We start from the raw sequence: 25,435 nt of genomic DNA on the forward strand, positions 1-25,435 counted from the left end.
CCAGACTCATGGGTTCAGTAGCTGTTCGGTCGCTGTCGTCAGTACGTCGCGTGCCCTGTCCAGTTCGGACAAGAGGAGGTGTTCGTTCGGCGCGTGGTCGAGTGCCGAGTCACCCGGCCCGTAGGTAACCATCGGACACTCCCACGCCGCCGCGAAGACGTTCATGTCGCTGGTTCCGGTCTTGCGGAGCAGGCACGGCTCGCCGCCCGCCTCGCGGATAGCGACGCGAAAGGCCCGGGCGACCGGCGTCCGCGGGCTCGCCATAACCGGCTCGATACCGTCAGAGAAGCTGACATTCCCAGTCGTCGTCTCGGCGCGGACGCGCTCGCGGATGTCGGCGACGGAGTTGCCGGGCGGAATCCGGACCTCCACCTCCATCGTCGCCGCGACCGCCATCCCGTCGTCGGTCGGCCCGCCGTCGACGGCCAACGGCTTGCAGGTCACGCGGTCGAATGTCTCGCCGTCGGACGAGGCGAGCGCCGCCTCGATGCGGTCGTACCACGCCAGCGCCGCCTCGATTGCGTTGCTCGACGGGCCGGCCGCGTGTGCCGAGTCCGTCTCGGTCTCGTAGGTCGCGGTCAGGATACCGCGATAGCCCAGCGCGACGGCGTCCCAGCCCGAGGGCTCGCCGTTGATGACCGCCTCGGGTGCCTCGCGGGTCTTGACCGCGTGGCGTGCCCCCCGCGAGTCGGTCTCCTCGCCGACGACGCCCAGAAAGCTCGCGCCGGTCTCGACGGCGGCGACGGCCATCGCGGCCAGCGAGCCCTTCGCGTCGACGCTCCCACGGCCCCACAGCGCCGGCTCGCCCGCCTCGGTCGGCTCGACGCGGACGGGAATCTCGCCGGGGACGGTGTCGAGATGCGAGGTGAGCAACGCGCCGTCGTCTGCGGGCGCGTGGACGTTGCCGACCTCGTCGGTCCAGGCCTCGCGGCCGTGTTCCTCGAAAAACGCGAGGAGGCGCTGTGCGCACGCCGCTTCGTCGCCGCTCACAGACGGCGTCTCACAGAGTTCGACGAGCAGGTCGCGAACGGCTGTCTCCATCGCTGCGGTCATCCTACCACCGTCCCGAGCGCGTCGACGGCCCGGTCTATCTCGGCCTCGGTCGCGACAAGCGGCGGGAGGAGGCGAACGACGGTCCGGCCCGCGGTCAACACGAGCACCCGGTGGTCCATCGCCAGCTCGCGGGCGACGGCACCGGCGTTGCCTTTCACCTCGACGCCGACCATCAGCCCGTCGCCGCGGATGTCCCGGACGCTGTCCCCGAGTTCGGCTTCGAGTGCCTCGCGCAGGTACGTTCCCATCTCGTCGGCGTGTGCCGGAATCGACTCTTCTTGGAGCGCCGAGACGGTCGCCTCGGCCGCGGCGGCGACGACGGGGTTGCCGCCGAAGGTCGAAGCGTGGTCGCCGTACCCCTCGGCAATCCAGTCCCGACACAGCGTCGCCCCAATCGGGAGGCCGTTTGCCAGGCCTTTCGCGCTCGTCACCATGTCGGGGACGACGCCGGCACGCTCGCAGGCCCACAGCTCGCCGGTCCGGCCGAGCCCGGTCTGTATCTCGTCACAGACCAGCGCCGCGCCCGCCTCCTCAGTTGCCTCGCGTGCGGCCGTCATGAACTCGGCCGAGGCGGGGTTGATGCCACCTTCCCCCTGGATGGGTTCGAGGATGACCGCCGCGGTGTCGTCGTCGACAGCCTCGGTAATGGCCTCGCTGTCGTTGTACGGCACGAACTCGACACCCGGCATCAGCGGCTCGTAGGGCGATTTGTACGTCGACTTCCAGGTCGTCGCGAGCGCGCCCATCGTCCGCCCGTGGAACGCCTGCATCGTCGAGACGATTTTCGTGTTGCCCGTCGCCGCGCGGGCGAACTTGAGCGCCGCCTCGACGGCTTCCGTCCCGGAGTTACAGAGCCAGACGTTGTCGATACCGTCCGGCGCGGCCCCGGCCAGCGTCCCGTAGAGCCGGTCACGGACCGCGACGGGATAGGACGCCTGGACGTAGGTGAGCGCCGAGAGCTGGTCGACGGCTGCGGCCCCCACGGCCTCGTGGCCGTGACCGAGCGGCACGCAGGCGTAGCTCGCGCCGAAATCCAGGTAGTCGGTGCCCGCGCTGTCGGTGAGGTCGAGGCCGTCGCCCGATTCGATCTGTATCGGCTTCTGTGAGTAGACGAAATCACTCATGTCGCGTCCACCTCCGGAGCGTCGCTGTCAGCTGTCACTGCGCTCGGCGCGACGTGGGTGCCGCCGCCGTCGAGGGCACTACACACCGGCTGGTCGGCACCCGCGTCGGCGATGACCGCCGACGGCGCACCGTCAGAGAGTGCATCTTCGATAGCCATCACCTTTCGGCCCATCCCACCGTCGGCGACCGTCTCTACGGTACGCCATTCGGCCGGCGTCTCGACACGCTCGATGAGGGTTCCCTCGCTATCGAAGACGCCGGGCACGTCGGTCAGGAAAACGACAGTCGCCGAGAGCGCGCCGGCAATCGCCGCCGCCACGCCGTCGGCGTCCGTGTTGACCGGCGTCACGTCGCCGTCGTCGGCACCCGCCATCGGCGGGCAGACGACCGGCGTGTACCCGTCTGCCAGCAGCAAGTCGAGCAGGTCGGTATCGACCGACTCCAGGCGGCCGGCGTGGTCGCCCCGGCGTATCTTCCGTTTCCCGTCGTCGAGGACGCGCACGGCCGAGGTGCGCGGCCCGGAGAGGAGGCCGCCGTCGACTCCCGAGAGACCGACCGCATCGACACCGGCCGACCGGAGCGAGGCGACCAGCTCCGTGTTCACCAGGCCGGGAAGGACCATCTCGAAGACCTCCATCGTCTCCGTATCTGTGAACCGACCGACGACGCCGTCGGGCGTCTCGACGTACTCGGGAGTCATACCCAGCGCGTCGAGCGTGTCGTCGACGGCCGTCGACCCGCCGTGGGTGACGACGACATCCCGGCCGTCTGCGACCAGCTCGGCCACGTCCTCGAGTGCGCCCGCCGGGTCGACTGCCCGGGCTCCGCCGACCTTGACGACGACGGTCACGCGAGCCACCTCCAGTAGCGAGACAGGTCACAGCACCGCCCCGGTGCAGTCATGGCGAACCCACCGGGTGGAGTCCCCGAGCGTCGAGTCCGGCCGTCTCCTCGATGCCGAGTGCGACGTTTGCGGCGTGGACGGCCTGACCCGCCGCGCCTTTCATTACGTTATCTAGCGCCGAGATGACGACGACGCGTTCACTCGATTGGTCGAGCGCGAACCCGACCTCGGCGCGGTTGGTGCCGGCAACCGACTTGGGTTCGGGGTAGCGATAGACGCCGCTCCCGCCCGCGACGAGGTCGACGAAGGGTTCGTCCTCGTAGCGTTCGCGGTAGGCCTGCCAGAGGTCGGCCTCCGAGACGGGCTCGTCGGGGAAGACGTGACAGGTCGCAGACGCCCCGCGAACCATATCGACGGCGTGTGCGCTGAAGGCCACATCGAGGCCGAGATAGGCCGCAATCTCGGCCTCGTGGCGGTGGCCGGCCGGTGCGTACGGCCGGACGACGCCGGACCGCTCGGGGTGAGAGGCGGCGTCGCCGCCGCCCGTGCCGCCCTCGCTCGACCCGACTTTCACGTCGACGACGACCTGTTCGTCGCCGTCGAGGATGTCCACAACAAGAGGCAACAATCCGAGTATCGAGGCCGTCGCGTTACAGCCCCCGGCAGCGACGAGGTCGGCACCCGGCAGGGCCTCCCGGTTGAGTTCCGGCAGGCCGTACACCGCGGATTCGAGCAGTTCCGGGCGGCTGTGGCCGTCGTAGTACTCCTCGTACAGCCCGACCTCGGGGAGTCTGAAATCCGCTGAGAGGTCGACCACGGTCCCGGCGGCGTCCCGGAAGCGGTCGATTTCCGCCATCGAGACGCCGTGAGGCGTCGCCGCGAACAGGAGGTCGACGCTCGCCAGGTCCTCGGGAGTCGAAAACCGGAGGTCCACGTCCCGGAGGTTCGGGTGGGCGTGGCCGAGGGTGCGGTTTTCTTTCTTGCGGCTGGTGGCCTGCACCAACTCGACGGCCGGGTGCTCGACCAGCAGGCGACAGAGCTCGCCGCCGGCGAACCCGCTCGCGCCGACGACACTCGCAGTGTAGCCCATCTCAGTCACCTCCCGCCGGAACCGCGGCTGTCTCGACGGTCGATTCGAGCCAGTCGACCACCGCACCGGGAACGTCGACTGCCACCGCGTCGTTCAACGCCTTGAACTCGACGGTGTGGTTGATTTCGTGGACGGTGTAGCCCGTCCCGGTCTCCATCAGGTCGATACCGAGCAGGCCGCCGCCGACGGCCGCACTCGCCTGCGCGACGAGGGCAGCGAGGTCGTCCTCGACCGCGAACTCCTGGGTTTTTGCCCCGTTGGCGGCGTTGGTCACCCAGTGCTCGCCAGAGCGACACATCGCGGCGACGGGCTCGCCGTCACAGGCCAGCACGCGGATGTCCCGGCCCGGCTTGTCGACGAACGCTTGCACGTAGAAGACGCTGTGCTCGTAGTGGCCCAGCGTCTCCTTGTGTTCGAGTATCGCCTCCGCGGCCGACCGGGAGTCGATTTTTGCCAGCAGGCGACCCCACGAGCCGACGACGGGCTTTAAGACACAGGGGTAGCCAAACGCCTCGATTGCCTCTAGTGCCGCCCCCGTCGTGAAGGCCACTTTTGTCTCGGGGGTCGGGACACCTGCGGCCTCCAAGGCGAGGCTCGTCTCGACTTTGTCGGCACAGGTCGTTGCCGTCTCGGCGCTGTTGACCACTGGAATCCCGTAGGCGGCGGCGAACTGCGTGAGGTAGGTGCTCCGGCTGGTCGCCAGACAGCGGTCGAGCAGTACGTCGACTTCGGCCAGCGCCGCCGGCGGGTCGGCGAGGTCGAACTGCTGGTCGCGCACGTCGATTTTCTCGACGGCGTGACCGCGCTCGCGCAGCGCCGAGAGCAACAGCTTCTCGTCGTGGCGAATCCGCGAGTAGCAGAGCCCGACTTTCACTGACACCACCTCCCGAGCCCACCTGTGTGCACGTCACTCACCCCAGTCTTGCTGTAGCTCGGGTGCCTTGTCTACCTCGACGGGGTCGACCTCGAGCACTTCCAGCTCGGCACCGCAGGTCGAACAGTCGAGTATCTCTCCGGCTTCGATATCGTCGTACAGGGACAGCTCGCCCCCGCACTCGATGCAGTCTACCATTGTAGCTTCTACTCGGCGACGGATTGACTTAATACTTTTGAAAATACAAAATAAATTACATTACTGCAGGCGCCGCTAAACGCGCCGAATCCGTCCAAAAAACGCGTGTTCTGACTCCAACATCAGAAGTATGTCACCATCCCCAGACGGGGATGGTCGTGGCAGTCGTCGCCGCGCCGTTCCAGGCGAAACGGTGGCGTCGGCTCTCGGACGGCTGGCGGCGAGCGTCGCGCCGGGAGTGTGGGTATCAGACATAGTTCGAGACTGCCGTGTCGCGTTTCTGGTGTGCGTCTTCGAGCGATTCGTGGTGTGTGACGAGCGTGCTGCGGTGGTCGTCGAGCGTACTTTTGGTGCGGTCGAGGTGAGCGGCCACCGTTTCGGGTGCAGACCCACCCCGGGAGTCACGACTCGCGACACTGCCCGCCGGGTCGAGGACGCGGCGGAGGGCGTCGATGTCGACGACCGCCGACAGCGGTTCGCCCAGCACTGTCTCTGCAGTCGCGTCGAGGGTTTCGACCGACGGTGTGCCGTCCGCGCGCTCGGCCGCCTGCGCGACGACCTCGTGTGCCGTCCGGAACGGGACCCCAGCCTGTGCGAGCAGGTCTGCGACGCCGGTCGCCGTCGAGAACCCCTCGCCGGCGGCCGAATCGAGCGCGTCGGTCTCCCACTCGGCGGTCGTGAGCGCGCCGACGGCAACCTCGGTGGCCGCGGTCACAGAATCGATGGCATCGAAGGCGTGCCCGCTCGCGCGCTGGAGGTCGCGGTTGTACGCACGAGGAAGCCCCTTCAGGGTCGTCAGGAGCCCGTCGAGTCCAGCGGTCGCGTCACCGACCCGACCCCGAACGAGTTCGAGCGTGTCGGGGTTTTTCTTCTGGGGCATGATGCTCGACGTGGAAGCGTACTCGTCGGCAAGTGTCAGGTACCCTTTGTTGGCAAAGAGGACGCTGTCCTCGGCCAGTCCAGACAGGGTCGTTCCCAGTCCCGCGACGGCGGCAGTCGTCTCGACCAGGAAGTCCCGGGCCGAGACGGCGTCCATCGCGTTTTCGACCAGGCCGTCGAATCCCAGCAGCTCGGCGGTACGCTCGCGGTCGACTTCGAATGGTGTCCCTGCGAAGGCAGCGCCGCCAAGCGGCGAGCGGTTGAGGCGGCCGTATGCGTCGAGTAGCCGCTCGGTGTCCCGGGCCAGCGCCCCCTCGTAGGAACACAGCCAGTGGGCGACTGTCGTCGGCTGTGCCGGCTGAAGGTGCGTGTACCCCGGCATCACCGTCTCGGTGTGCTCGCCCGCGGCGTCGAGCAACGTCGCACGCGCGCCGACGACCGTTTCGACGGTGCCGAGCACGTCCTCGCGAAGGCGGTACCGGAGACAGGCTGCCACCTCGTCGTTGCGCGAGCGGGCCGTGTGCATCCGTCCGCCGGTCGGTCCGACGCGCTCGATGACGGCCGTCTCGATTGCCTCGTGAACGTCCTCGCCGTCGGGAAGAGCGCCGTGTCCCGCGCGCTCGATATCCGCGAGTGCGTCGAGAATCGCACCGGCGTCCTCGGCCGCGACAATCCCCTCCTCGGCGAGCATGACGACGTGGGCGCGGTCGACGGCCAGGTCTGCCGCGAAGATGCGTTCATCGGCCGACAGCGAGGAGAGAAACTCCCGGGCGGGGCCGCCGCTGAACCGGTCGCGGCGAACGACGCTCTCGGCGTGGTCGTCGGTCATGGTGTCACGCTGTGGGGTCCCCGTCCGCGAGGCGGGCCTGGAAGCCGTGATACTTCGCGACGCCGGTGGCGTCGGCCTGCTCGATGCCGCCGCCCACGTCTGCTTCGTTGAACGAGGCCGCGCGCTCGCTGTAGACCGCGTGTGGACTCTCGCGGGCGACTGCACGGCAGTGCCCGTTCTCGAGTTTGACCGTCACGGTCCCGGTTACGCGCGTCTGTGTCTCGTCGATGAATCCATCGAGTGCCGCCACGAGCGGTGCGTCGACGAGACCCTCGTAGGCCTTCTCGGCCCACTGCTGGTCGACGTGGTTTTTGAACTGTCGCTCGTCTGCAGTCAGCACGAGTCCCTCCAGTGCCTCGTGTGCCGTCAGGAGAACTGTCGCTGCCGGGTGTTCGTAGTTCTCGCGCACCTTCAGGCCGAGCATGCGGTCTTCCATCATGTCGGTCCGCCCGATGCCGTACGCGCCGGCGGTCTCGTTTAGCGTCTCGATGAGCGCCACGGCGTCAGTCGCTTCGCCGTCCAGCGCGACCGGGGTGCCGTCTTCGAACTCGATTGTGACGAACGCCGGGTCACTCTCTTCGGGTGTGGTCGTCCACTCGTAGATGTCGTCGTCGGGAATCGTCGCCGGGTCTTCGAGTTCCGAGCCTTCGACCGACCGGCTCCAGAGGTTCGTGTCGACGCTGTACTGGCCTTGTGACCCGCCCTCGACAGAGAGGTCGCGTTCGGCGGCGTACTCGGTTTCCCACTCGCGGGTGAGTCCGAGTTCGCGGACCGGCGCAATCACGTCGAGGTCGGAGTCGCGCCAGACCGCCTCGAACCGGAGCTGGTCGTTCCCCTTCCCGGTACAGCCGTGGGCCAGCGCCGTACAGCCTTCGTCGAGGGCCACGTCGAGAATCGCCTCGGCGATGACCGGCCGAGCCAGCGCCGTTCCCAGCGGATACCCCTGATAGGTGGCGTTTGCCTGTACTGACTCCAGGCAGAGGTCAGCAAAGGCTTCCCGGGCGTCGACGACGTGATGTTTCAAACCCAGGGCAGCGGCCGTCTCGGCGGCTTCCTCGAACTCGGCCGCTGGCTGGCCGACGTCGACGGTGACGCCGATAACCTCGTCGTAGTCGTACTCCTCTTCGAGCAGCGGAACGCATACTGTGGTGTCGAGCCCGCCAGAGAAGGCGAGCGCGACACGCGTGGTGTCTGTCATAGCTTGTGTGTCATGGATGTGACCGCCCGACTGTCGGGCGGAAACTGCAACACGATACCGGTCGACGGATGGAAAATAAGTGCGGGCCTAACGGCCCGGTCGTGGTCGGCGGTCGACGGACTCACTGTGTGGCGAACCGACGCCTGCGTGGTGAGTCCAGCGCATCTGTCTATTGTTAATCCGACTGCCGTATTAATAGTTTCCGGTCGTTTGCCCAGTTATCCGGCATCGACGACCGCCTCGACGAGACGGAGCGCGTCGGGCCCGTCCCGGCGACCGACGACGACCGCGAGCATCTCGTCGGTCACGGCGGCTGCGGTCACGTCTACGCCCGCGACGCCACACCGGCCAAGCACCCGCTGTGCGGCCGCGGGACCGACATCTCCGGTCGCCAGAATCGCTGTCAGCGACCCGTCGCCGGGCACGAATCCTGTGTCGCCGACGACCAGCACACCGCGACGCTCGCTGACACGTTCTAGGCCACTCGTCATCCGGACTCGGGCCGACCCGCACGCTGGGGATGGCCCGTCGAGTTCGTCTGCATACCGCCGGAGCGCAGCGGCAACGGCATCGCTGTCCCCGACATCGAGAAACTCCGCCGCGGCGGTGTAGTTGACGACGCCCGACCGTAGTGCCTCGTAGAGAAACGGGTGTTCTCGGACGGCTTCCCTGGCTCGCTCGGCAGTCGACATGCGTGGTGGTGAGACGCTGACCGTATAAATCGCCACCTATCGACCGCGCCGACAGCGCTGGAGTGGCTGGCTATTTCAGAACGCGGCTCCGAGACGTAGGTATGTCTGAGGACGCCGCCGGACTGGGGCGCTACAGCTACCCCCTCGCATCGATGCGACCGGACAGCGAGACGCTCCGGCCGTTTACCGACACCGTCGAGGACGCGGCTATCGTCGGTCTGGGTGAGGCGACACACGGGACACGCGAGTTCTTCGAGCTGAAAGGCGCCGTCCTGCGTCACCTCGTCGCCGACTGTGGCGTCCGGACGGTTGCCCTCGAGACGGACTTTGCGACGACACTCGCACTCGATGAGTACATCCGCACCGGCAACGGGTCGGCGGTCGGCGCGCTCGACAACCTGGTTCTCTGGGTCTGGCGCGTCGAGTCGATACGGGCGACCGTCGAGTGGCTACGCACGTTCAACGAGGGACGACCGCCCGGCGACCGGGTCCGCGCAGTCGGGGTCAGCCTCTCGGACCCGAGCGCGCCAGCGAGCAGACTCCGGGCGCTGCTCCGTGAGGTCGCCGAGATACCGGTTCCGGGCCGACTCGACGCGCTCGCCGACGACCCGGTTCCCGACGACGCCGCCGCTCGCGAGTCGTTTCTCGACAGCGGTGTCGCCGTTGCCGAGAGCCTCCGCGACCGACTCGACACCTATCGCCCGGCTGTCGTCGATACACGCTCCTCGCGAGAATGGACGCTCGCCAGACGGCTCTGTCGCCACCTCGAACAGACCTGCGAGTGGAACCGGCTGCGCCTCGCGACCGAGGGGTTCGACCCCGAGGCCTTCGAACAGCGGGACCGACACATGGCCGAGACCGTCGGCTGGTGTCGCGAGACGGACCCCGGCGACGGCGTGGCCGTCTGGGCGCACAACACCCACGTCAAACGCGGTTCGTTTGACATACCTCAGGACTGGGCGGCTGGCGAGACGATGGGAGAGGTCATTGCACAGGACCACGGGTCGGCGTACCGACCCTACGCGACCGACTTCACAGAGGGGAGATACCGTGCCGTCGCCGACGGGACTGACAGCGAGACGTTCGCGGCCAGCGGCCCACCGACCGCGGTGACGGCCGCGACGCTCGAGGCCGTCGACGCGCAGGCCGGCTTCCTCGATATCGAGAGCGCGGCCGCCGACCCGCGGCTCGATTCCTGGTTCGAGCGGGACAGGGAACTTCGGGCCGTCGCCGCGCTAGTCGACCCCGACGCCGGCCCCAGTCGGCGGCGCACGGAGACGGACCTGGCAGCGTCGTTCGACGGCCTGTTCGCTGTCGAGACGACGGAGCCGTCGGTTCCCCTGTAGGGTCGTCCCGAGTCGATACGCGTTTAGCCGTCGGTCGGTGACACTGGAACGATGAGAGTAACGTTCCTCGGGACGAGCGGTGCAGTGCCGACGACGGTCCGGAACCCGAGCGGGCTGTTGGTCGAACGGGAAGGCGACCGGCTGCTCTTTGACTGTGGCGAGGGGACCCAGCGCCAGATGATGCGTTACGGGACGGGCTTCGATGTGGAACACGTCTTTCTGACACACATGCACGGCGACCACATCTTCGGGCTGCCAGGGCTCACCCAGACGTGGGATTTCCAGGACCGTGACGCGCCGCTGGCGGTGCATGCCCCTGCCGGGACGCGCGAACGCATCGAACACCTGCTGTCGGCAACGGGCGATAGCCCGTCCTATCCGGTCCGCATCACACAGGTGTCTGCCGGCGACGTGGTGGTAGACCGTGAGGACTATGAGGTCCGGGCAGTCGGTGTCAACCACCGGACGAACGCCGTCGGCTACGCGCTCGTCGAAGACGACCGGAAGGGCGAGTTCGACCGCGAGAAAGCCGAGCAGGAGCTGGGGATGTCTCCGGGACCGAAGTACTCGAAGCTCCACGCCGGTGAGCCGGTCGAACACGACGGCCGGACGGTCCAGCCCGAGGAGGTCGTCGGCCCGGCCCGTCCCGGCCGGCGGCTCGTCTATACGGGCGACACCCGGCCAACTGACGGTGTCGTCGAGGCTGCTGCAGACGCTGACCTGCTCGTCCACGACGGCACCTTCGGCGAGGACCACCGCGAGCGTGCGCTCGAAACGGCACATTCGACGGCTCGGGAGGCCGGTCAGGTCGCCAGCGACGCCGGCGCGAAGCGGCTCGCGTTGACACACATCTCGACGCGGTACACCGGCCGCGGGGCCGAACTCGAAGCCCAGGCTGCCGACCGTTTCGACGGTACCGTCTTCGTGCCCGACGACGGGACACGGGTGACGGTGCCGTACCCGGACGCAGACCGCGAGTTCCAGGTCGAACAACTCGATTAACCCACCCCCGTCTGTACCTGCTTTGCGAGGGTCGCAAACGCTTCCGTCGCCTCCGCCGCTGTCTCGACCGCGCGGACCGGGAGCCCGGCACGCTGTGCGCGACGGACCGCCACGGAGTCCGGAATCTGTGTGACCGGCCCTTCGAGCGTCCCGGCAAGCCGGTCGAGTCGTCGCTCCGAGAACGCGCCGTCGACGCGGTTGAGGACCACCTGTGCGAGCGGCGTCTCGACGGCACGGGCGAGTTCGCGGGCTCGGAGTGCGTCTGCGACCGCCGGTCTCGTCGGACGGGTGACGAGCAGACACGCCTGTGCAGCCAGCAAGGCGACGCCGACATCACACCGGAGACCGGCCGGGGCGTCGATGATGACGGTCCCGTACTGTCGCTCGACGGCGTCGATGGTCTCGACGAGCGCGGTCGGGTCCGCGCCGCGACTACCCGCCAACGACCGGCCACACGGCAAGAGTGCGACGGGACCCGCTTCGGAGACTGCCTCGGCTGGCGTCGCGCGGCCGGCGAGCACGTCGTGGAGGTCGGGGCCGCGCCGCGTGGGCAGGTCTGCCATCCCCAGATCGCCGTCGACGACGACCCCGTCGAGTTCGGCTCCCAAGTTGTACGCGACCGTCGACTTGCCGACGCCGCCTTTCCCCCCGGTGACAGCCAGCTTCATACGACTCGTTCGAGTGTCGCCAGCGGCAGGTCGGCGGCCGCGAGCTCATCGGCGAGTGTCTCTGCGCGCTGGCGAACGTCCTGAAGCTGTTGCCTGTCGACGTCGAGCTGTGCCTGGAGCGCCCGGACTTCTTCGATGCCGCCAGCCGCTTCGACCGCCTCGCGCACCTCGGCGGCGTCTGTCGCCGCTGCCAGTCGCTCCGTTTCGGCGAGCCGGTCTTCGACAGCCTCGAACCACGCTGTCGGCTCTGTCTCTGCGCCTGCCGCGGCTGGGGTCGCCTGTCGCTTCCGAGCGGCGGCTCCTGTGCTGTCTCCCGGATCCTGTTCCACTCTATTCACGGTGGCTGCTCGGGGCTCTGTGTTTGTGTCGGGTGGTGGTGTCGCCGGTAGCACATCCCGAGGCGGCCGGGCATCGCCGAGTGCGCGGACGAGACGGCGCGGTGTCGGCCCCGATTCCTCCGGACCTCCGGTCGTGGCTATCTCGACGGGTGGCTCCTGTGGCGGTGCAGGTGTCGCGTAGCCGACGACGAGTGGCGCGTCCGCGGGGACTGTTCCCTCGAAACTGTTCTCTTGCCAGCCACGCGCCGGCACGCCGCACTCTCTCGGTGGCCAGACAGGCTGTAGGTGGCTCTCGATACACACCCGTGTCGCGTGGTCGGCTCGGACCGAAAGTTCGACGAGTGTCACCCCGTCCATGCGTCTGAGTTGCCAGTCGAGCGTCGCCATGGGCGGTCTGGTCGCCCGCTCGTATTTAAATGTAGAGGACGGGTGCCTCCAGCCACGCGCTGGCCGCCACAGCAGAGCCAAATCGGTCGATACCGACGACGACTGGCGCAGATATGTCGCCCAGATGCGCGACCGCGAGCGCCGCGGTGACAGAGTCGACTTCGAACGGTTCCGCCGGCTCGTCGGTGACTGTCGCGCCCGGCACTCTCGATAAGACTCCGCGGAACTCGTCACGAAGGCGGTCGACAAGGTGAGAGCGAGCCTGCCGTTCGAGGTTGGCGACCCGCTCTTCGAGCCGGAACCGGCGTTCACGGCGGTCGCGGCGCTCGCGTTGGCGGCGTCGGTCTCGTTCGTAGGCCTGTCTGGCGGCGATAGCGTCGGTCTCGGCCTCGGAGAGTGTCTGTAACGCATCGTCGAGTTCGGACTCGGCCGGGGCTGGATCCAGACCGCTTTCGCTTCGTTCGCGGACGCGTCCGCGCGCCTCCGCCGCGCGAATCCGCGCCTGCTCGACGGCGGCCTCGGCCTCTGTGACTCGCTCGCGGTGGCTCTCCAGTGGCTCCGTCTCGACAGCTATCGCATCGAGCTCGCGCCGTGTCTCCCGTAGTTCCTCGTCGTACGGCGTCTCAAGACCCCGCGTTCGGCCGGCCCGGGCGAGTGCCGTCCGGGTTCGCAGGCCCATCTCGGGACGGATACAGCCGACAGCGTCGTGTAGCGGCGACGGCTCCGGGCAGTCGACGGCGATTCGCTCGTCGGACGCGCTGTCGGTTCGTCTGACCGCGGCGGCGACCGCTCTCGGGTCGACATCCATCGCGACCGACACCGCCTCGCCACGCCAGACGGCATCACCCAGACGGCAAATCACGCTCTTTCATCTCCGTCGGTGAGGGGAGGTCTGACCCGGTCTGGAACTGTTCGTACGGAAGGAACGGTGTCTCGCGGTCTTCGTAGGCGGCTACAGCCTCACGCACGTCTGGCCTCACAGACTCGAACTCGTTGAATGGAACCGTCTGTTCGAGCTGGATTGCCTCACCGTGTTTCTCTCGGAGCCGAAGCGCCTGGAACGCGCCAAACTCGGTCGCCTCGAACAGAGCGACGCGTCCGAACCGACGGATAACGCTCTCGTCGTGGCTCCGGCAGACGTTTCGCAGGCTCTGTCGCGCCTCCCGCGAGTACGCGATGACCAGCAGCACAGCGAACGATGGCGGCTGTCGGCTACCTAAACGTATCTATTTTCGTGTCACTCGCTGGCCGCGAGCAGTTCCCGGGTACGGACACTTGGGCCGCCGCCGAGCGAGACTTTCGCGTCGAACAGCGAGGTAATCGACGCGACGTGTCGCTCGTCGTGTGCGTCGGGGTCGATGTGAAAATGAGACCGTGCCCCGGCGGCGTGAATCTGGCCGGTTATCGCGTGCAGAAACTCGTATGCGGTCTTGAGGTCGACGTACTGAAGCATCGACGTGAGCGAGTCGAAACAGACAACGACGGGTCCGTCCCACTCGGAGAGGAACTGTCCGATTGCGATACCCAGGCCGGTCAGGTCACTCGGTGATGACACCGTCTCCGTGACGACGCCATCACGGGCGTCTGCCGAGGTGTCGCCGACAGTGATGACGCCGACCGTGTCGAGGTCGCCGTGCTCGTCGAGTTGGGCAACACAATCTCTCGCCGAGCGGGTATAGCTTACAAACAGCACACTCGGCGTCTCCCGGCGGTCACACAGCAACGAGGTACAGACATCTCGCCCCTGCCCCATCGGTGGCTCCGCGAGTAAGACGTTCGTCGTCCCGTCGAGTTGGTCGTGTATATTCTCCATCGTCGCCTCGTATCCGTTGGCTGATACTGTGGCCTTGAGATATAAACCGCTTTGGTCGTCTGTTCAGAAATCCACGTCGACCTCGGCGTCCTCTGTCGCCTCGTCGAGGCCGTCACGCTGGGTGTCGACCGCGAGTTGTGTACTCAACTCGATATCGGTCAGGCACTCCTCGAACGTCGTCTGAAACCGGTTGCTGACGCGCCGCGAGCGGGCGTTTGCGCGGACGACCGCCAGGAGACGCTCGACATCGGCAGTCGGGAGGTCGACCGCCTCGGCGACTGTCTCGGGGTCGTCGTCGACTCGCTCGCGCAGTTGTTCCCACGCGGGCTCGTCGGCCGTGACGCCCGGCGGGTCGTCGTCACGAACGAGGTGAAATGCCATGCGCGTCTCGAACACCGTCTCCGCCGAGACCGACAGCTCAGCCGCCAGCGTTTCGTCGTCGGCCCCCCCGTAGAACCGCTCGACGAGGGTCTGTAGCTCCTCGGTTGAGCAGTCGGATTCGATGTCGAATTTCTGTTGCATCTCCTCGATTGTCGCCACAAGACGCTCTCTGTCGACCTCGCCGCTGTCGGCCACAGACCCGCGTAACTCCTCCTGTGACTCTGTTACGGACTCCTCCTCCGACACATCGAGAAAGATATCCCGGAGTTCCTCGGTCTTCTCGTCCATGTGACACAGAAATCTATCGGTCGGCCATAAAAATCTGACCCACCATTGCACGCGCGGGCAGGCAACCGAGAACAACGGGCACAGGGTGGAGAAAAGGTTTAAGCAAATTGCCTTCTCGGGATTATATACTATGAGCAGCGAGCCCACACGGGAGACGTTCTGGCAGATAACCTCCGTCGGGGAGATTATCTTTTATTTCCTGACGGCAGTCACGATACTGGTCTTCGTCTACGGCGTCTACAGCCGCTTTGCACGCTATGCACGGGGACGTGAAGACCCGTTCCCGCGACTCGACGACATCGGGACGCGAATCAGAGAGGCGTCGCGTATCGCCTTCTCGAATGAGAAACAGTTCAACCGCGACCTCGTCGGCGGACTGATGCACTCGTTTATTCTCTGGGGCTTTCTGACGCTTCTCATCGGAACGACTATTCTGTCTGTCGATAAATACGCCTACAAGCCCCTCGTGGGCGAGTCGTTCTACGTCGGCGATTTCTTCCTCTCGTATTCGTTTGTCATGGACCTGATGGGCCTGCTCTTTGTCTGTGGCATCTCCATCGCTATCTACCGGCGCTATGTCGTCCGCAACGAGCGACTGTGGGGCAAACACACCGGATACGAGGACGACCTGTTCGTCTGGTCGCTGTTCGTCCTCGGTGTCGGTGGCTTCGCGCTCGAATCTGTCCGGGTTCTGGGCTGGCAGGGCGGTCCACAGGACTTCGAGCAGGTGAGTTTCGTGAGCTATTTCCTTGCAAGCAGCTACGAGTGGCTCGGTGTCACGGCGAGCCAGGCCGAGGCCATCTACCCGGCGGTCTGGTGGGGACACTCGCTGGTCGCGCTGTGGTTCATCGCCTGGATTCCCTACGCCAAGCCGTTCCACATGCTCTCGTCGTTCGCAAACGTCGTCACGCGGGACCCGAAGGCGGGCGCACGACTGCCGGGTGTCCCGGCCGACCCCGCGGCCGACACCGCGACCGAAGAGATAGACGACTTCTCCTGGAAACAGATTCTCGACCAGGACGCCTGTACGAAATGTGGCCGGTGTTCGTCTGTCTGTCCGGCCAAAGCCTCGGGGCGACCGCTCGACCCCCGTGACGTCATCCTCGATTTGAAGGGGTACCGAGAGGAACACGACGCCGGCGAGGAGGATATCCCCATCATCGCCGACGGCGGGACGAGCGTCATCGACAGCTCGACGATGGAGTCCTGTATGTCCTGTATGGCCTGTATGGACGCCTGCCCGGTCGAAATCGAGCATCTCACGCATTTCACCGACATGAACCGCCAGCTCGTCGAGCAGGCCGACGTGGACTCGAACGTCCAGGACGTCTTCCAGAACGTGATGCAGCAGGGCAACACGTTCGGCGACCCGGCGCGCAACCGCCCGGACTGGACCGAAGAGCTCGACTTCGAGGTGCCCGACGCCCGCGAGGAACCTGTCGAGTTCCTCTGGTATGTCGGCGACTACCCGAGTTACGACGAGCGCAACCAGGAGGTCGCAAAGAGCCTCGCACGAGTCTTCGAAGCCGCCGACGTAGAGTACGGCATCCTCTACGAGGACGAGGTTTACGACGCAAACGACGTTCGTCGCATGGGCGAGGAACTGCTCTATGTCGACCAGGCATCCCAGCTTATCGGTGCCTTCGAAGCGTGTGAGTTCGAGACTGTCGTCTGTACTGACCCCCACTCGTTTAACACCATCACCAACGAGTACCCCGAAATCGACTTTGGCGAGTACGCCGACGACCCGATGATGGAGGTGCCCGTCGAGGGATACTGGAACGCAGACGGCACCTACGACGTGAAACACTACACGCAGGTCGTCGCCGACCTCGTCGAGTCCGGAACGCTCTCGGTGCCCGGTGCGCTCGATTACACCGTTACCTACCACGACCCGTGTCACCTCGGCCGGTACAACGATATCTTCGAGGCGCCCCGTGAGTTGGTCGTCGAGACGGGCTGTGACCTCCACGAGATGCCCCGCAACCGCGCCGACTCGTTCTGTTGTGGCGGCGGCGGCGGTGGCCTCTGGATGGACTACGAGGAAGAGACCAAACCGAGTGAGGAACGCCTCCGGGAGGCGCTCGAAGACACCGACGCCGGCGACGCGGTCGAGAAGTTCGTCGTCGCCTGCCCGATGTGTATGACGATGTACGAGGACGGCCGCAAGACCGGCGACTTCGAGGACGATATCGACGTTGTCGGCCTGACCGAACTGCTCGCGGAGTCTGTCCAGGCCGCGTAAGCCGAGTGCGGTTGTTCTTTTCCAGGGGCAGCCTCTCTGGCTGTCCGATTCGGCCAGTTGACACAGCTCCGGGAAACTGACGGTGAACCGGAAGTTAATACATATATCCGACGACGGCGTAGCCGCTTCGTATGCAATTCTGTGACGAGTGCAGTTCGATGATGCACACGGAAGGCGACACGTGGGTGTGTCGCTCCTGTGAGAACGAGGACCCGCGTGACTCGCAGGCAGAGGCGGCGATGACGACCCAGGACGGCCAGCGAGACGACGGAGCACCCGCCGTGGCCGACGCGACCCAGGGCTCGGGCGAGACGATGGAAGAGCCCTGTCCGGCGGAGGACTGCGACAGCGACCAGGCATACTACGAGATGATGCCCAAGCCGGGCGGCTCCTACGAGGTTCGGCTGTTCACCTGCGTCGAGTGTGGCAACAAGTGGCGAGATTCTTGACATAACTAATTTTACACGAACACAACGTCTATGCAACTGGGAGTCGAACTTCGATGTATGGACGATGACCCATTCTTCTGTGAGGATTGCGGGAAAGAACTAGGCCACGACGACATTCAGGTCGCTACCGGTGTGCCAAAGATTGATGTAGAGACATTCGAGATGTTTACCGAGACAACCGAAGTGTACCAGTGCAGTGGCTGTGGGTTGGTTATCGGATTTAACTCTGAGTGACATCCTCCGCGCCGTGAACGGAGAGGTCGTCAGCCTCAGAACTGCGGCGGCTGTTCGCCGGTAATCTCTTCGACTGCCTCGCGGAACCGCTGGATGTTCGCGTCGGAATCGGGCTCGGTGGCGGCTTTCGTCCCCGGCAGGTTCGTCTGCTTTGCCAGCTCGATTTTGCCGTCCAGCCCTTCGCGCTCTTCGACGAAGCTGTAGTATTCCATTAGTTTCTCTCCCATTGTCACACCTCCGCGAAGAAGTCTTCGAGCGCATCGACGTACGGTTCGGCCCGCTCGTCCCACTCCTCAAGCGGCTTGATTTCCCACTCACAGACGTCGTCACCCATGCCGACACACCGCGATTCCAGCTCTAAGACCGGTTTGCCCATGAAGCCGCTACACCAGGCAGAGCCGTATCCCATCTGACTCCAGCAGACTGGATGGTCGCTCTCGCCGTTGTGTATCAGGTGTTGCTGGGCTTCGTAGGAGTTGTGCCACAGCCCCCTGAAATAGAACTCCCCTTCGTCTCTGTCGTACTCCATTTCGATTGGCTCGACTGCCACGATTCCCTCCTGGGTGTGCATCGCTGGTCCCACCTGCAGGAGGTCGTCTTCGGTGTCGAAGTCGTAGCTGGTCTTCATCTGGAGGAAATCGGCGTATCCAGACTGAAACCCAAACCGGAGGAGCAACTCGCGTGCGGTCTCCGTGCCGACGGCTTCGATTATCTGCTGGCGGAGTAACCCGATTGCGTCGGCGTTGAACGTTACCATCCGGTTGTTCTTGAACGTATTGACGCCCTGTTGTGCCCCGTATTCGAGATCTGCCTCGAGGTCGAAATCCGATGCTTGCATCGCACGTTCTACTATGCTGGAACAGACAAGTATGTTACTTCCAGCGTATCAAAAATTGAAAAGCACGAAACGCCCACAGCGTCCTGTTTTGTCGTCTGTGAATAAACATTCACAACAATATATAATCTATGTGTTTATTTCTCTCTCGTTTGAACGGAGTTGGGTGACATACGTTATCACGTTCGGTGGCTGTTTTCTGTAGCACCTTCGTTCCGGGCCGTTGCTGTCCGAGTCGACGCTCCCGGCTACGGCTGTGCGTTGGTGGCCGCCAGCCGCCACGTCCTGGGAAGCCCGGCGTCCAGTCGCTGCCAGGACTCGCCGGCGTCGCGGCTCACGAACAGCCGACTCTCTCCGTCGATTTCACCGGCATAAAAGAGTACCTCGGGTCGGTCGGGATGGACCGCGAGCGCGTCGGCGGCTCCGGATTCGGGGAGGTCCCTACCGAGGGCACGCCAGGAGTCACCGCCGTCTGCACTCCGGTAGAGCACCGGGCCGTCGTCCGCCGCGTAGACGAACAGCCGCTGGGGGTCGTCGGGGTCGAAGACGATGCTGTGGGCGTACTCGCCTGCGAGCGCGGGGAGTTGTGTCCACTCCGTGCCGGCGTCATTGCTCCGGTACAACCCCGACCCGGTGGCCGCGAACACCAGGGTCGGGTCTTCGGGATGGACCGCGAGCCGGTGGGCGTCTGCGCCGACCATCGTCTCCGCCCACGTCTCGCCGCCGTCGGTCGAGTAGATGATAGCGCCGTGTTCGACACCCGCGAAGATGCGCTCTGGGCGCTCGGGATGGACGGCGATGCCATGGACGTGACCGGCTTCGAACGGGTCGAAGAAAAACGACCAGTCCGGCCGACTCGGGAGGTCGTCGACAGCCGACAGCGCCTCGAAGGAGTCGCCGCCGTCGGTCGAGCGATAGACCATCGGCGGCTCTGTCCCGACGTACACCGTCTCCGGGTCCGTGGGGTGTCTGTAGACGCCCCAGACCCATGACTCCTCGAAGCCGAGCGACGCAAACGAGTCACCGCCGTCGGTCGTCCGGTACAGCCCCCAGCCGCGCAGGCCACAGCCGACGAGGACGTCGTCGGGGTCGGTCCTCGACACGTCGAGCGACCGAACTGCGTTCCCGCCGAGCCCGCTCGCTATCTCGGTCGTGCGGTCGCTGTCGACCCGTACTGTTCGGAGGCCGTCCTCGGTTCCAAGATACAACCGGCACGAACACTCGACCATATGCCCTATTCAGTCGAGAGCAGTATAACTATTCGCTGAACTGAAATTCAGTAACTGCACTGGACCCGAAGTTACCGCAGCGACCGAAACTCGCCGTCGGCGGTGTCCGCGATCACCTGCATCCGTCCATCAGTCCCGGAGTCGATGCCGTGCTCGCGGGCGTAACCGACGAGTGCGTCGTGTTGTGAGCCGTGGTCGGCCTCGATGTAGTCTTCGTCGAGAACAGGGTAGAGCTCGTCACTGTACAGTTCGAGAGAGGGTGCAGCGACGACGTAGGTCTCGCTCGGGGCAGGTCGTTGTCCGCCGACGGTCGCGTCGACGAGGTCGAGTCCTCCGTCGTCCCGTCGCCACGAGAGGGTCGCGCCGCTGACGTGACCGTACACCTCTCCGTCGAGGTCGAGAAAGTCGGGGGAGTCGAGGCTCTCGAACAGCGCCAGGAGTTCCTCGCCGTCGAGACGGGTCGAGTGGATGCCGTTGTCGAACGGCGTCGTCGAGCGCACGTCACCGACCGACACGTCGCCGGTCAGCGGTGGGCCACTGCGCAACATGAGCGGATGGACGACGCCAACGTCGGCGTCGGCGACCCAGCGGATCGCATCCACGACGAAGTTCCCGATTGGCGTTTCGGGATACCGGTCGGTCTGTGTGCGGCCGATGGAATCGTCGACCCGTGTCACCGTTTCGTTCAGGCCAAGCTCGGCGAACAGGTCGCGATACGTCTCCGCCATCTCCGCTTCGACGGGAGCGTCGGTCACGTCGTGCAGCGTCACCGTCACCTCGTCGCCGAGTTCTGCCTCGGTGAGGCGCTCGCCGCGCTCGCCGGGGTGTGCGACAGGCGTGCCGGCGACGGCGTCGGCCCGGCGGTCGTGTTCGTGGCCGCCCACCACGAGGTCGACGCCCGCGATACGGGCGAGTTCGTCGTCCCGGCCGCCGGCATGGGAGAGAACGACCACGTGGTCGCAGTCGGCGGGCAGGTCGGTGACGGCCGCCTCGGCGGCGGCGACTGGGTCGGTCACGGTCACCTCGCCTGTGGTGACGTGGTCGCCCAGCGTCACCGGGTCAGTCACGCCGACCAGTCCGATGCGCTCGCCGTCGACGCCGACGGTCGCCGTCTCGCGGACACCGAGGTCGTGGGCGAGCGGGCGGTCGCCGTCACGGAGGTTGGCGACCAGCCACTGCTGTGGCGAGTCGGCGACGACGGTACGGAAGGCGTCGACGCCGTTGTCGAAGTCGTGGTTGCCGGGGACCGAGAAGTCCGGCTCGATAGCCTCGAAGAAGGGAGTGATATGCTCGCCGTCGGTCTCCATCGAGAGCAGTCCCGGGGCGGTGGTGTCCCCGGTGCCACAGACGAGCGTGTCTTCTTCGCGGCGTGTCTGCAGGGCCTGCGTGAGCCGGCCGATACGTCCTGGGTCGTCGGTCGCGTTCTCGATATCGGAGTACTGGAGGATGCGGACGGCCATGTCGATACTGGTCGTATCGCCTCGGTCTCAAAGAGTCCTGGTATCGCTTCGACACCAGAACATGTTAGTTGATACCTCGTGATGCACTCGTATGGCTGGCAGCACCGGCGTCGTGATAGCGGCGATGATTGCCAACGGCGGGATTGCGATACTGAAGTTCGTCGGCTTCCTGTTGACCGGGAGTCCGTCGATGCTCGCAGAAACCTATCACTCCGTCTCCGACACCGGCAATCAGGTCCTGCTGTTGATCGGCATCAAGTACAGCCAGAAAGACGCCTCGGAACAACACCCCTTCGGATACGGCAAGTCCCAGTTTTTCTATGCGTTTCTGGTGTCGGTGTTGTTGTTCGGGGTTGCTGGCTGGAAGAGCCTCACACACGGTCTCGAAAAGATACGCGGCGGCGGACACGAGGAGGGGACCGCCGAGTTCCTCGGCTTCTCCCTTGGCTGGGAGGCGCCGGTCGACCCATTCTACATCTCGGTCGCTATCCTGCTCGGCGGCATCGCCTTCGAGACCTACGCGTTCCTGAAAGCGCGGGGCGAACTCCGCCGGCAGATGAGCAAGTACGGGTGGTCGGGTTATCGGGAGGCCTTCGAGCGCACGAGCGACCTGTCGACGCTGACCGCCTTCGTCGAGGACACGGTCGCACTGCTCGGGCTGTTCGCCGCGCTCGCCGGTATCGTCGCCACGCGCGTGACGGGGAATCCGGTGTACGACTCGATTTCGGCCGTTCTCATCGGCGTCTTGCTCATGGCCTTCGCGGTGGCACTGGCTATCGAGAACAAACGTCTCCTCCTCGGCGAGAGCCTGCCGGCGGCGGTCGAAGCCGACCTCCGCGCGGTCGTCGAGGCACACGACGGGGTGACCGCGGTCAAGGACTTCCGGACGATGTACGTCGGCGTCGGCCGCGTGCTGGTGACCGGCGAGGTGGCATTCGATTCGGGGCTGTCGAGCGAGTCGGCCACACGCGACATCGACCAAATCGAGCGCGCACTCAAAGAGACCGACGACCGCGTCCAGCGTATCTATCTCGAACCGGAGCTGTGAGCGGTCCCGGTCACAACTGCGTGACTTTCGCCTGAATACGGCCGTCGTCGACGGTTTCAGGTCACAAGAGCCCGGCTTCAACACGCCTGAAAAAAGAGAGAATATCGACCGCGAGAGCGTCGTCAGTCGTCAGCAGGTGCAGCGCCGCCTTCGTTCTCGTACTGCTGTTTGGTGTGTGAGAGCTTGCCGCCGGCCGCGAGGATGTCGCGCTCGCGCTCGGAGGCATCGAGGACGCCCGTCGCTTCCCAGTCGTCGTTGACGCGGATGGTGAACTCTTCCTGGCCCGAGCGGACGGCCTCGGCGACGTCGTCGACGATTTCGATGTCGTCGCCCTGGTCGATGTTCGCGTAGGTGTCCTCGTCGATTTCGAGCGGCAACAGCCCGAAGTTAAAGAGGTTCGCACGGTGGATGCGCGCGAAGCTCTGGGCGAGGACGCCCTCGATACCGAGATACATCGGACACAGCGCGGCGTGCTCACGCGAGGAGCCCTGGCCGTAGTTCTCGCCGGCGACCAGGAAGCCACCGTCTGCGTTGAGCGCGCGGTCGGCGAAGGTGTCGTCGACACGCGAGAGGGTGAACTCCGACAGCTTCGGAATGTTCGACCGGTACATCAGGATGTCCTGGGTTGCCGGGATGATGTGGTCGGTCGTGATGTTGTCGTCCATCTTCAGCAGGGCCGAGCCTTCGATGTCCGCACCGAGGGGGTCTTTCAGCGGCACATCGCCGATGTTCGGCCCCTTGATGAGGTCGTCGTCGACGGCCTCGTCGGGCTCGATGATGTCGTTCTCGGCACCCTCGAAGGCCTCGGGCATCTCGAAGCCGGGCGCGCTGACGTCCTCGTCGAGGTCGCGCGGGTCGACGATTTCGCCGGCTATCGCGGAGGCTGCGGCCACCTCGGGCGAGCAGAGATAGACGTTGTCGTCCTCGATACCGGAGCGGCCCTCGAAGTTGCGGTTGAACGTCCGCAGGGAGACGGAGTCGCTGCCGGGCACGTGGCCGATACCGATACACGCGCCACAGGTGGCCTCCGAGAAGTTGACGCCGGCGGCCATCAGCTCTGCCGTCCAGCCCTCGCGGGCGAGCATCTCGCTTGCCTTCTTCGAACCGGGCGCGACAATCATCTCGGTCGAGAGGTCGATTGTCTCGCCTTCGAGCATCTTCGCGGCGGGCAGGATGTCCTCGTAGGCACCGTTGGTACAGGAACCGACCATGACCTGGTCGACATCGGCACCCGCGGCCTCGCGGACCGGGACGACGTTGTCTGGCATCGACGGCTCGGCAATCAGCGGTTCGAGTTCCGAGAGGTCGATGGTGAGTGAGTCGTGGTACTCGGCGTCGTCGTCGGGCTGGAGCTGTTCGTACTCCTCGCCGCGGCCGACGCGTTCGAGGTAGTCTTTGGTCTGCTCGTCGGACGGGAAGATACTCGACGTTGCGCCGAGTTCGGTCCCCATGTTGGTGATAGTCATTCGCTCGGGAGCGGTCAGGGAGTCGACGCCTGGACCGGTGTACTCGAAGATTTTGCCGACGCCGCCCTTGACGGAGAGACGACGGAGCATCTCGAGGATGATGTCCTTGGCGGTCGCCCACTCGGGGAGTTCGCCTTCGAGACGGACCTCGGTGACCTCGGGCATCTCGATGAAGTACGAGCCACCGCCCATAGCGACAGCCACGTCGAGTCCGCCCGAGCCGATAGCGAGCTGACCGAGCCCGCCAGGGGTCGGCGTGTGCGAGTCAGAGCCCAGCAGCGTCTTGCCGGGTGCGGCGAAGTTCTCGCGGTGGACGTTGTGACAGATACCGTTGCCCGGCCGGGAGAAATAGGCCCCGAACGTGCCTGCGGCCGACCGAAGGAAGCGGTGGTCGTCGGTGTTCTTGAAGTCGAACTGGTAGGTCTGGTGGTCGCAGTACTGGGCGGCAAGTTCGGTCTGGACCTCGTCGAGGCCGAGCGCCTCGAACTGGAGCCAGACGAGCGTGCCGGTCGTATCCTGCGTCAGCACCTGGTCAATCTCGATGCCGATTTCCTCGCCGGGCTCGAGTTCGCCCTCGACGAGGTGGTCATCGAGAATCTTTTCGGTAAGTGTCTTTCCCATAGCGTCTTGATATCGACGATGCGTGCCAATAAAAGATGTTATTCACACCCCGTTGACTGAGAATCCGGCGGAGGAGTCTGTCTCGTGGTTGTCTCGGGGCGATTCGCGCGCTCAGGTTCGGTGACTGTCGGCACTGTTGCCGACCGATGGGCGCGGCCGACGGTCGTAGATGTGGTGAATCGTCAGCGTTTTGCGGGTGCTCGTCCCAGCCACCCTCATGTTCAAAAGCGGCCAGTTCGTCGCCGACCATCTCGGCGAACTCCGGGAGACCCAGGTCCAGCCAAACGGCGTCGACCTCACTGTCGACGCGGTCTTCGAACAGACTGAGCCGGGCCGTATCGGCCGCGACGGCAAGACGGTCGGCGAGCGGCGAGAGCTTGCCCCAGAGGACGGCTACTATAGCCTGCCATCGGGCGGGTACATCGTTCGATACGGCGAGCAGATTACGATTCCAGCCGATCACATCGGCTTTCTGTATCCGCGCTCGTCGCTGTTGCGGAACTCCTGTATGCTCGATACCGCAGTCTGGGACGCCGGCTACGAGGGCCGAGGCGAAGGGCTGCTCGAAGTCTTCCACGAAATCGACATCGAACGCGGCGCTCGTATCGCACAGCTCGTCTTCGCAGACGCGGCACACGTCGACAGCTACGACGGGTCGTACCAGGGCGAAAATCTGTGAGTGTTTCTGCCCATTTTTGCACAACACAGGCCGTTAACCGACAGTAATCGGCCGACGGAAGCAGTACTGTTATATGGTCGCACACGAAAATGAAAACAGCCGCGTTGGGAGAGAGAAACCCGGACCGTGCCTCTGACAGCTTCTGACCGGATTTCCCCCAACCG

General features: G+C 65.3%; 27 protein-coding genes. 7 read left to right on the plus strand and 20 right to left on the minus strand.

Annotated features, from left to right (window positions below; translation table 11 throughout):
* Positions 1 to 6: 6 nt before the first annotated feature.
* The 9 genes from BLR34_RS13560 to BLR34_RS13600 all read right to left on the minus strand — a co-directional run bounded on the left by BLR34_RS13560 (position 7) and on the right by BLR34_RS13600 (position 8,782).
* On the minus strand, positions 7 to 1,053 hold the full coding sequence (locus BLR34_RS13560; RefSeq protein ID WP_092703948.1) for a [LysW]-lysine hydrolase: 1,047 nt from the start codon (positions 1,051 to 1,053) through the stop codon (positions 7 to 9).
* Positions 1,050 to 2,177: an aspartate aminotransferase family protein gene (locus BLR34_RS13565; RefSeq protein WP_092703950.1), complete on the minus strand. Its 1,128-nt coding sequence runs from the start codon at positions 2,175 to 2,177 to the stop codon at positions 1,050 to 1,052. The genes BLR34_RS13560 and BLR34_RS13565 overlap by 4 nt, the downstream gene beginning before the upstream one ends.
* Positions 2,174 to 3,028 carry an acetylglutamate/acetylaminoadipate kinase gene (locus BLR34_RS13570; RefSeq protein ID WP_092703952.1) on the minus strand — a complete coding sequence of 285 codons (855 nt, stop codon included), beginning with the start codon at positions 3,026 to 3,028 and terminating at the stop codon, positions 2,174 to 2,176. The genes BLR34_RS13565 and BLR34_RS13570 overlap by 4 nt, the downstream gene beginning before the upstream one ends.
* A gap of 49 nt (positions 3,029 to 3,077) precedes the next feature.
* The gene (argC, locus tag BLR34_RS13575; RefSeq protein WP_092703954.1) at positions 3,078 to 4,112 is read right to left on the minus strand and encodes an N-acetyl-gamma-glutamyl-phosphate reductase; all 1,035 of its coding nucleotides are present in this window, start codon (positions 4,110 to 4,112) and stop codon (positions 3,078 to 3,080) included.
* A 1-nt stretch (position 4,113) separates the two neighbouring features.
* The gene (lysX, locus tag BLR34_RS13580) at positions 4,114 to 4,986 is read right to left on the minus strand and encodes a lysine biosynthesis protein LysX (protein WP_092704075.1); all 873 of its coding nucleotides are present in this window, start codon (positions 4,984 to 4,986) and stop codon (positions 4,114 to 4,116) included.
* A 33-nt stretch (positions 4,987 to 5,019) separates the two neighbouring features.
* Positions 5,020 to 5,184, minus strand: coding sequence for a lysine biosynthesis protein LysW (locus tag BLR34_RS13585; RefSeq protein ID WP_092703956.1), 165 nt, complete (start codon positions 5,182 to 5,184; stop codon positions 5,020 to 5,022).
* 247 nt (positions 5,185 to 5,431) lie between these two features.
* Entirely contained in the window at positions 5,432 to 6,892 is a 1,461-nt protein-coding gene (argH, locus tag BLR34_RS13590) for an argininosuccinate lyase (RefSeq protein WP_092703958.1), read from the minus strand.
* A gap of 4 nt (positions 6,893 to 6,896) precedes the next feature.
* The gene (locus tag BLR34_RS13595; RefSeq protein WP_092703960.1) at positions 6,897 to 8,090 is read right to left on the minus strand and encodes an argininosuccinate synthase; all 1,194 of its coding nucleotides are present in this window, start codon (positions 8,088 to 8,090) and stop codon (positions 6,897 to 6,899) included.
* Between the two features lie 218 nt (positions 8,091 to 8,308).
* The gene (locus tag BLR34_RS13600) at positions 8,309 to 8,782 is read right to left on the minus strand and encodes a DUF7523 family protein (protein WP_092703962.1); all 474 of its coding nucleotides are present in this window, start codon (positions 8,780 to 8,782) and stop codon (positions 8,309 to 8,311) included.
* A 101-nt stretch (positions 8,783 to 8,883) separates the two neighbouring features.
* Here BLR34_RS13600 and BLR34_RS13605 point away from each other — a divergent pair, with 101 nt between their 5' ends.
* Entirely contained in the window at positions 8,884 to 10,128 is a 1,245-nt protein-coding gene (locus BLR34_RS13605; RefSeq protein WP_092703964.1) for an erythromycin esterase family protein, read from the plus strand.
* 51 nt (positions 10,129 to 10,179) lie between these two features.
* On the plus strand, positions 10,180 to 11,130 hold the full coding sequence (gene rnz, locus BLR34_RS13610; protein ID WP_092703966.1) for a ribonuclease Z: 951 nt from the start codon (positions 10,180 to 10,182) through the stop codon (positions 11,128 to 11,130).
* Here rnz and BLR34_RS13615 read toward each other — a convergent pair.
* The 6 genes from BLR34_RS13615 to BLR34_RS13640 all read right to left on the minus strand — a co-directional run bounded on the left by BLR34_RS13615 (position 11,127) and on the right by BLR34_RS13640 (position 15,005).
* Positions 11,127 to 11,798 carry a nucleotide-binding protein gene (locus BLR34_RS13615; RefSeq protein ID WP_092703969.1) on the minus strand — a complete coding sequence of 224 codons (672 nt, stop codon included), beginning with the start codon at positions 11,796 to 11,798 and terminating at the stop codon, positions 11,127 to 11,129. The two genes, rnz and BLR34_RS13615, sit on opposite strands and share 4 nt — an antisense overlap.
* Positions 11,795 to 12,523, minus strand: coding sequence for a DUF7857 domain-containing protein (locus BLR34_RS13620; protein ID WP_092703971.1), 729 nt, complete (start codon positions 12,521 to 12,523; stop codon positions 11,795 to 11,797). Before BLR34_RS13620 ends, BLR34_RS13615 begins: the two co-directional genes overlap by 4 nt.
* Before the next feature lie 25 nt (positions 12,524 to 12,548).
* Positions 12,549 to 13,385: a DUF7856 family protein gene (locus tag BLR34_RS13625; RefSeq protein WP_143414172.1), complete on the minus strand. Its 837-nt coding sequence runs from the start codon at positions 13,383 to 13,385 to the stop codon at positions 12,549 to 12,551.
* On the minus strand, positions 13,366 to 13,713 hold the full coding sequence (locus BLR34_RS13630) for a DUF7855 family protein (protein ID WP_092703976.1): 348 nt from the start codon (positions 13,711 to 13,713) through the stop codon (positions 13,366 to 13,368). The genes BLR34_RS13625 and BLR34_RS13630 overlap by 20 nt, the downstream gene beginning before the upstream one ends.
* Before the next feature lie 47 nt (positions 13,714 to 13,760).
* Positions 13,761 to 14,336, minus strand: coding sequence for a DUF7504 family protein (locus tag BLR34_RS13635; protein ID WP_092703978.1), 576 nt, complete (start codon positions 14,334 to 14,336; stop codon positions 13,761 to 13,763).
* A 63-nt stretch (positions 14,337 to 14,399) separates the two neighbouring features.
* Complete coding sequence (locus BLR34_RS13640) at positions 14,400 to 15,005, minus strand: hypothetical protein (RefSeq protein ID WP_092703980.1); 606 nt, start codon at positions 15,003 to 15,005, stop codon at positions 14,400 to 14,402.
* A gap of 130 nt (positions 15,006 to 15,135) precedes the next feature.
* Here BLR34_RS13640 and BLR34_RS13645 point away from each other — a divergent pair, with 130 nt between their 5' ends.
* The 3 genes from BLR34_RS13645 (at position 15,136) to BLR34_RS17095 (ending at position 17,933) form a co-directional block, all read left to right on the plus strand.
* The gene (locus BLR34_RS13645; RefSeq protein WP_092703982.1) at positions 15,136 to 17,250 is read left to right on the plus strand and encodes a (Fe-S)-binding protein; all 2,115 of its coding nucleotides are present in this window, start codon (positions 15,136 to 15,138) and stop codon (positions 17,248 to 17,250) included.
* Between the two features lie 131 nt (positions 17,251 to 17,381).
* Positions 17,382 to 17,699: an RPA12/RPB9/RPC11 RNA polymerase family protein gene (locus BLR34_RS13650; RefSeq protein WP_092703984.1), complete on the plus strand. Its 318-nt coding sequence runs from the start codon at positions 17,382 to 17,384 to the stop codon at positions 17,697 to 17,699.
* A 57-nt stretch (positions 17,700 to 17,756) separates the two neighbouring features.
* Positions 17,757 to 17,933 (plus strand): hypothetical protein, encoded by a 177-nt coding sequence (locus BLR34_RS17095; RefSeq protein WP_176765332.1) that lies wholly within the window; start codon positions 17,757 to 17,759, stop codon positions 17,931 to 17,933.
* 35 nt (positions 17,934 to 17,968) lie between these two features.
* On the opposite strand, the gene BLR34_RS13660 is transcribed toward BLR34_RS17095, so the two are convergent.
* The 4 genes from BLR34_RS13660 to BLR34_RS13675 form a co-directional block, all read right to left on the minus strand.
* Complete coding sequence (locus BLR34_RS13660; protein WP_092703988.1) at positions 17,969 to 18,160, minus strand: hypothetical protein; 192 nt, start codon at positions 18,158 to 18,160, stop codon at positions 17,969 to 17,971.
* Between the two features lie 2 nt (positions 18,161 to 18,162).
* Entirely contained in the window at positions 18,163 to 18,771 is a 609-nt protein-coding gene (locus BLR34_RS13665; protein ID WP_092703990.1) for a XylR N-terminal domain-containing protein, read from the minus strand.
* Between the two features lie 245 nt (positions 18,772 to 19,016).
* A complete protein-coding gene (locus BLR34_RS13670) occupies positions 19,017 to 19,997 on the minus strand; it encodes a WD40/YVTN/BNR-like repeat-containing protein (protein ID WP_092703992.1) in 981 nt (326 codons plus the stop codon).
* Between the two features lie 71 nt (positions 19,998 to 20,068).
* Positions 20,069 to 21,457: a bifunctional metallophosphatase/5'-nucleotidase gene (locus tag BLR34_RS13675; protein WP_092703994.1), complete on the minus strand. Its 1,389-nt coding sequence runs from the start codon at positions 21,455 to 21,457 to the stop codon at positions 20,069 to 20,071.
* Between the two features lie 91 nt (positions 21,458 to 21,548).
* Here BLR34_RS13675 and BLR34_RS13680 point away from each other — a divergent pair, with 91 nt between their 5' ends.
* Complete coding sequence (locus BLR34_RS13680) at positions 21,549 to 22,505, plus strand: cation diffusion facilitator family transporter (RefSeq protein WP_092703996.1); 957 nt, start codon at positions 21,549 to 21,551, stop codon at positions 22,503 to 22,505.
* Positions 22,506 to 22,627: 122 nt separating this feature from the next.
* Here BLR34_RS13680 and BLR34_RS13685 read toward each other — a convergent pair whose 3' ends face one another.
* Positions 22,628 to 24,592, minus strand: coding sequence for an aconitate hydratase (locus BLR34_RS13685; RefSeq protein WP_092703998.1), 1,965 nt, complete (start codon positions 24,590 to 24,592; stop codon positions 22,628 to 22,630).
* A 217-nt stretch (positions 24,593 to 24,809) separates the two neighbouring features.
* Between BLR34_RS13685 and BLR34_RS13690 the strand changes: the two genes are divergently transcribed.
* Positions 24,810 to 25,271, plus strand: coding sequence for a deoxyuridine 5'-triphosphate nucleotidohydrolase (locus tag BLR34_RS13690; RefSeq protein ID WP_092704000.1), 462 nt, complete (start codon positions 24,810 to 24,812; stop codon positions 25,269 to 25,271).
* The last annotated feature ends 164 nt before the right edge of the window (positions 25,272 to 25,435 follow it).

This window comes from Halovenus aranensis, assembly GCF_900100385.1.
GTDB lineage: Archaea > Halobacteriota > Halobacteria > Halobacteriales > Haloarculaceae > Halovenus > Halovenus aranensis.

Excerpts from the sequence above, each read along its gene's own strand:
- BLR34_RS13560 (WP_092703948.1), bottom strand. The coding sequence starts at position 1,053 with ATGACCGCAGCGATGGAGACAGCCGTTCGCGACCTGCTCGTCGAACTC.
- BLR34_RS13565 (WP_092703950.1), bottom strand. The coding sequence starts at position 2,177 with ATGAGTGATTTCGTCTACTCACAGAAGCCGATACAGATCGAATCGGGC.
- argC (WP_092703954.1), bottom strand. The coding sequence starts at position 4,112 with ATGGGCTACACTGCGAGTGTCGTCGGCGCGAGCGGGTTCGCCGGCGGC.
- BLR34_RS13585 (WP_092703956.1), bottom strand. The coding sequence starts at position 5,184 with ATGGTAGACTGCATCGAGTGCGGGGGCGAGCTGTCCCTGTACGACGAT.
- argH (WP_092703958.1), bottom strand. The coding sequence starts at position 6,892 with ATGACCGACGACCACGCCGAGAGCGTCGTTCGCCGCGACCGGTTCAGC.
- BLR34_RS13595 (WP_092703960.1), bottom strand. The coding sequence starts at position 8,090 with ATGACAGACACCACGCGTGTCGCGCTCGCCTTCTCTGGCGGGCTCGAC.
- BLR34_RS13600 (WP_092703962.1), bottom strand. The coding sequence starts at position 8,782 with ATGTCGACTGCCGAGCGAGCCAGGGAAGCCGTCCGAGAACACCCGTTT.
- BLR34_RS13605 (WP_092703964.1), top strand. The coding sequence starts at position 8,884 with ATGTCTGAGGACGCCGCCGGACTGGGGCGCTACAGCTACCCCCTCGCA.
- rnz (WP_092703966.1), top strand. The coding sequence starts at position 10,180 with ATGAGAGTAACGTTCCTCGGGACGAGCGGTGCAGTGCCGACGACGGTC.
- BLR34_RS13615 (WP_092703969.1), bottom strand. The coding sequence starts at position 11,798 with ATGAAGCTGGCTGTCACCGGGGGGAAAGGCGGCGTCGGCAAGTCGACG.
- BLR34_RS13620 (WP_092703971.1), bottom strand. The coding sequence starts at position 12,523 with ATGGCGACGCTCGACTGGCAACTCAGACGCATGGACGGGGTGACACTC.
- BLR34_RS13635 (WP_092703978.1), bottom strand. The coding sequence starts at position 14,336 with ATGGAGAATATACACGACCAACTCGACGGGACGACGAACGTCTTACTC.
- BLR34_RS13640 (WP_092703980.1), bottom strand. The coding sequence starts at position 15,005 with ATGGACGAGAAGACCGAGGAACTCCGGGATATCTTTCTCGATGTGTCG.
- BLR34_RS13645 (WP_092703982.1), top strand. The coding sequence starts at position 15,136 with ATGAGCAGCGAGCCCACACGGGAGACGTTCTGGCAGATAACCTCCGTC.
- BLR34_RS13650 (WP_092703984.1), top strand. The coding sequence starts at position 17,382 with ATGCAATTCTGTGACGAGTGCAGTTCGATGATGCACACGGAAGGCGAC.
- BLR34_RS17095 (WP_176765332.1), top strand. The coding sequence starts at position 17,757 with ATGGACGATGACCCATTCTTCTGTGAGGATTGCGGGAAAGAACTAGGC.
- BLR34_RS13660 (WP_092703988.1), bottom strand. The coding sequence starts at position 18,160 with ATGGGAGAGAAACTAATGGAATACTACAGCTTCGTCGAAGAGCGCGAA.
- BLR34_RS13665 (WP_092703990.1), bottom strand. The coding sequence starts at position 18,771 with ATGCAAGCATCGGATTTCGACCTCGAGGCAGATCTCGAATACGGGGCA.
- BLR34_RS13670 (WP_092703992.1), bottom strand. The coding sequence starts at position 19,997 with ATGGTCGAGTGTTCGTGCCGGTTGTATCTTGGAACCGAGGACGGCCTC.
- BLR34_RS13675 (WP_092703994.1), bottom strand. The coding sequence starts at position 21,457 with ATGGCCGTCCGCATCCTCCAGTACTCCGATATCGAGAACGCGACCGAC.
- BLR34_RS13680 (WP_092703996.1), top strand. The coding sequence starts at position 21,549 with ATGGCTGGCAGCACCGGCGTCGTGATAGCGGCGATGATTGCCAACGGC.
- BLR34_RS13685 (WP_092703998.1), bottom strand. The coding sequence starts at position 24,592 with ATGGGAAAGACACTTACCGAAAAGATTCTCGATGACCACCTCGTCGAG.
- BLR34_RS13690 (WP_092704000.1), top strand. The coding sequence starts at position 24,810 with ATGTTCAAAAGCGGCCAGTTCGTCGCCGACCATCTCGGCGAACTCCGG.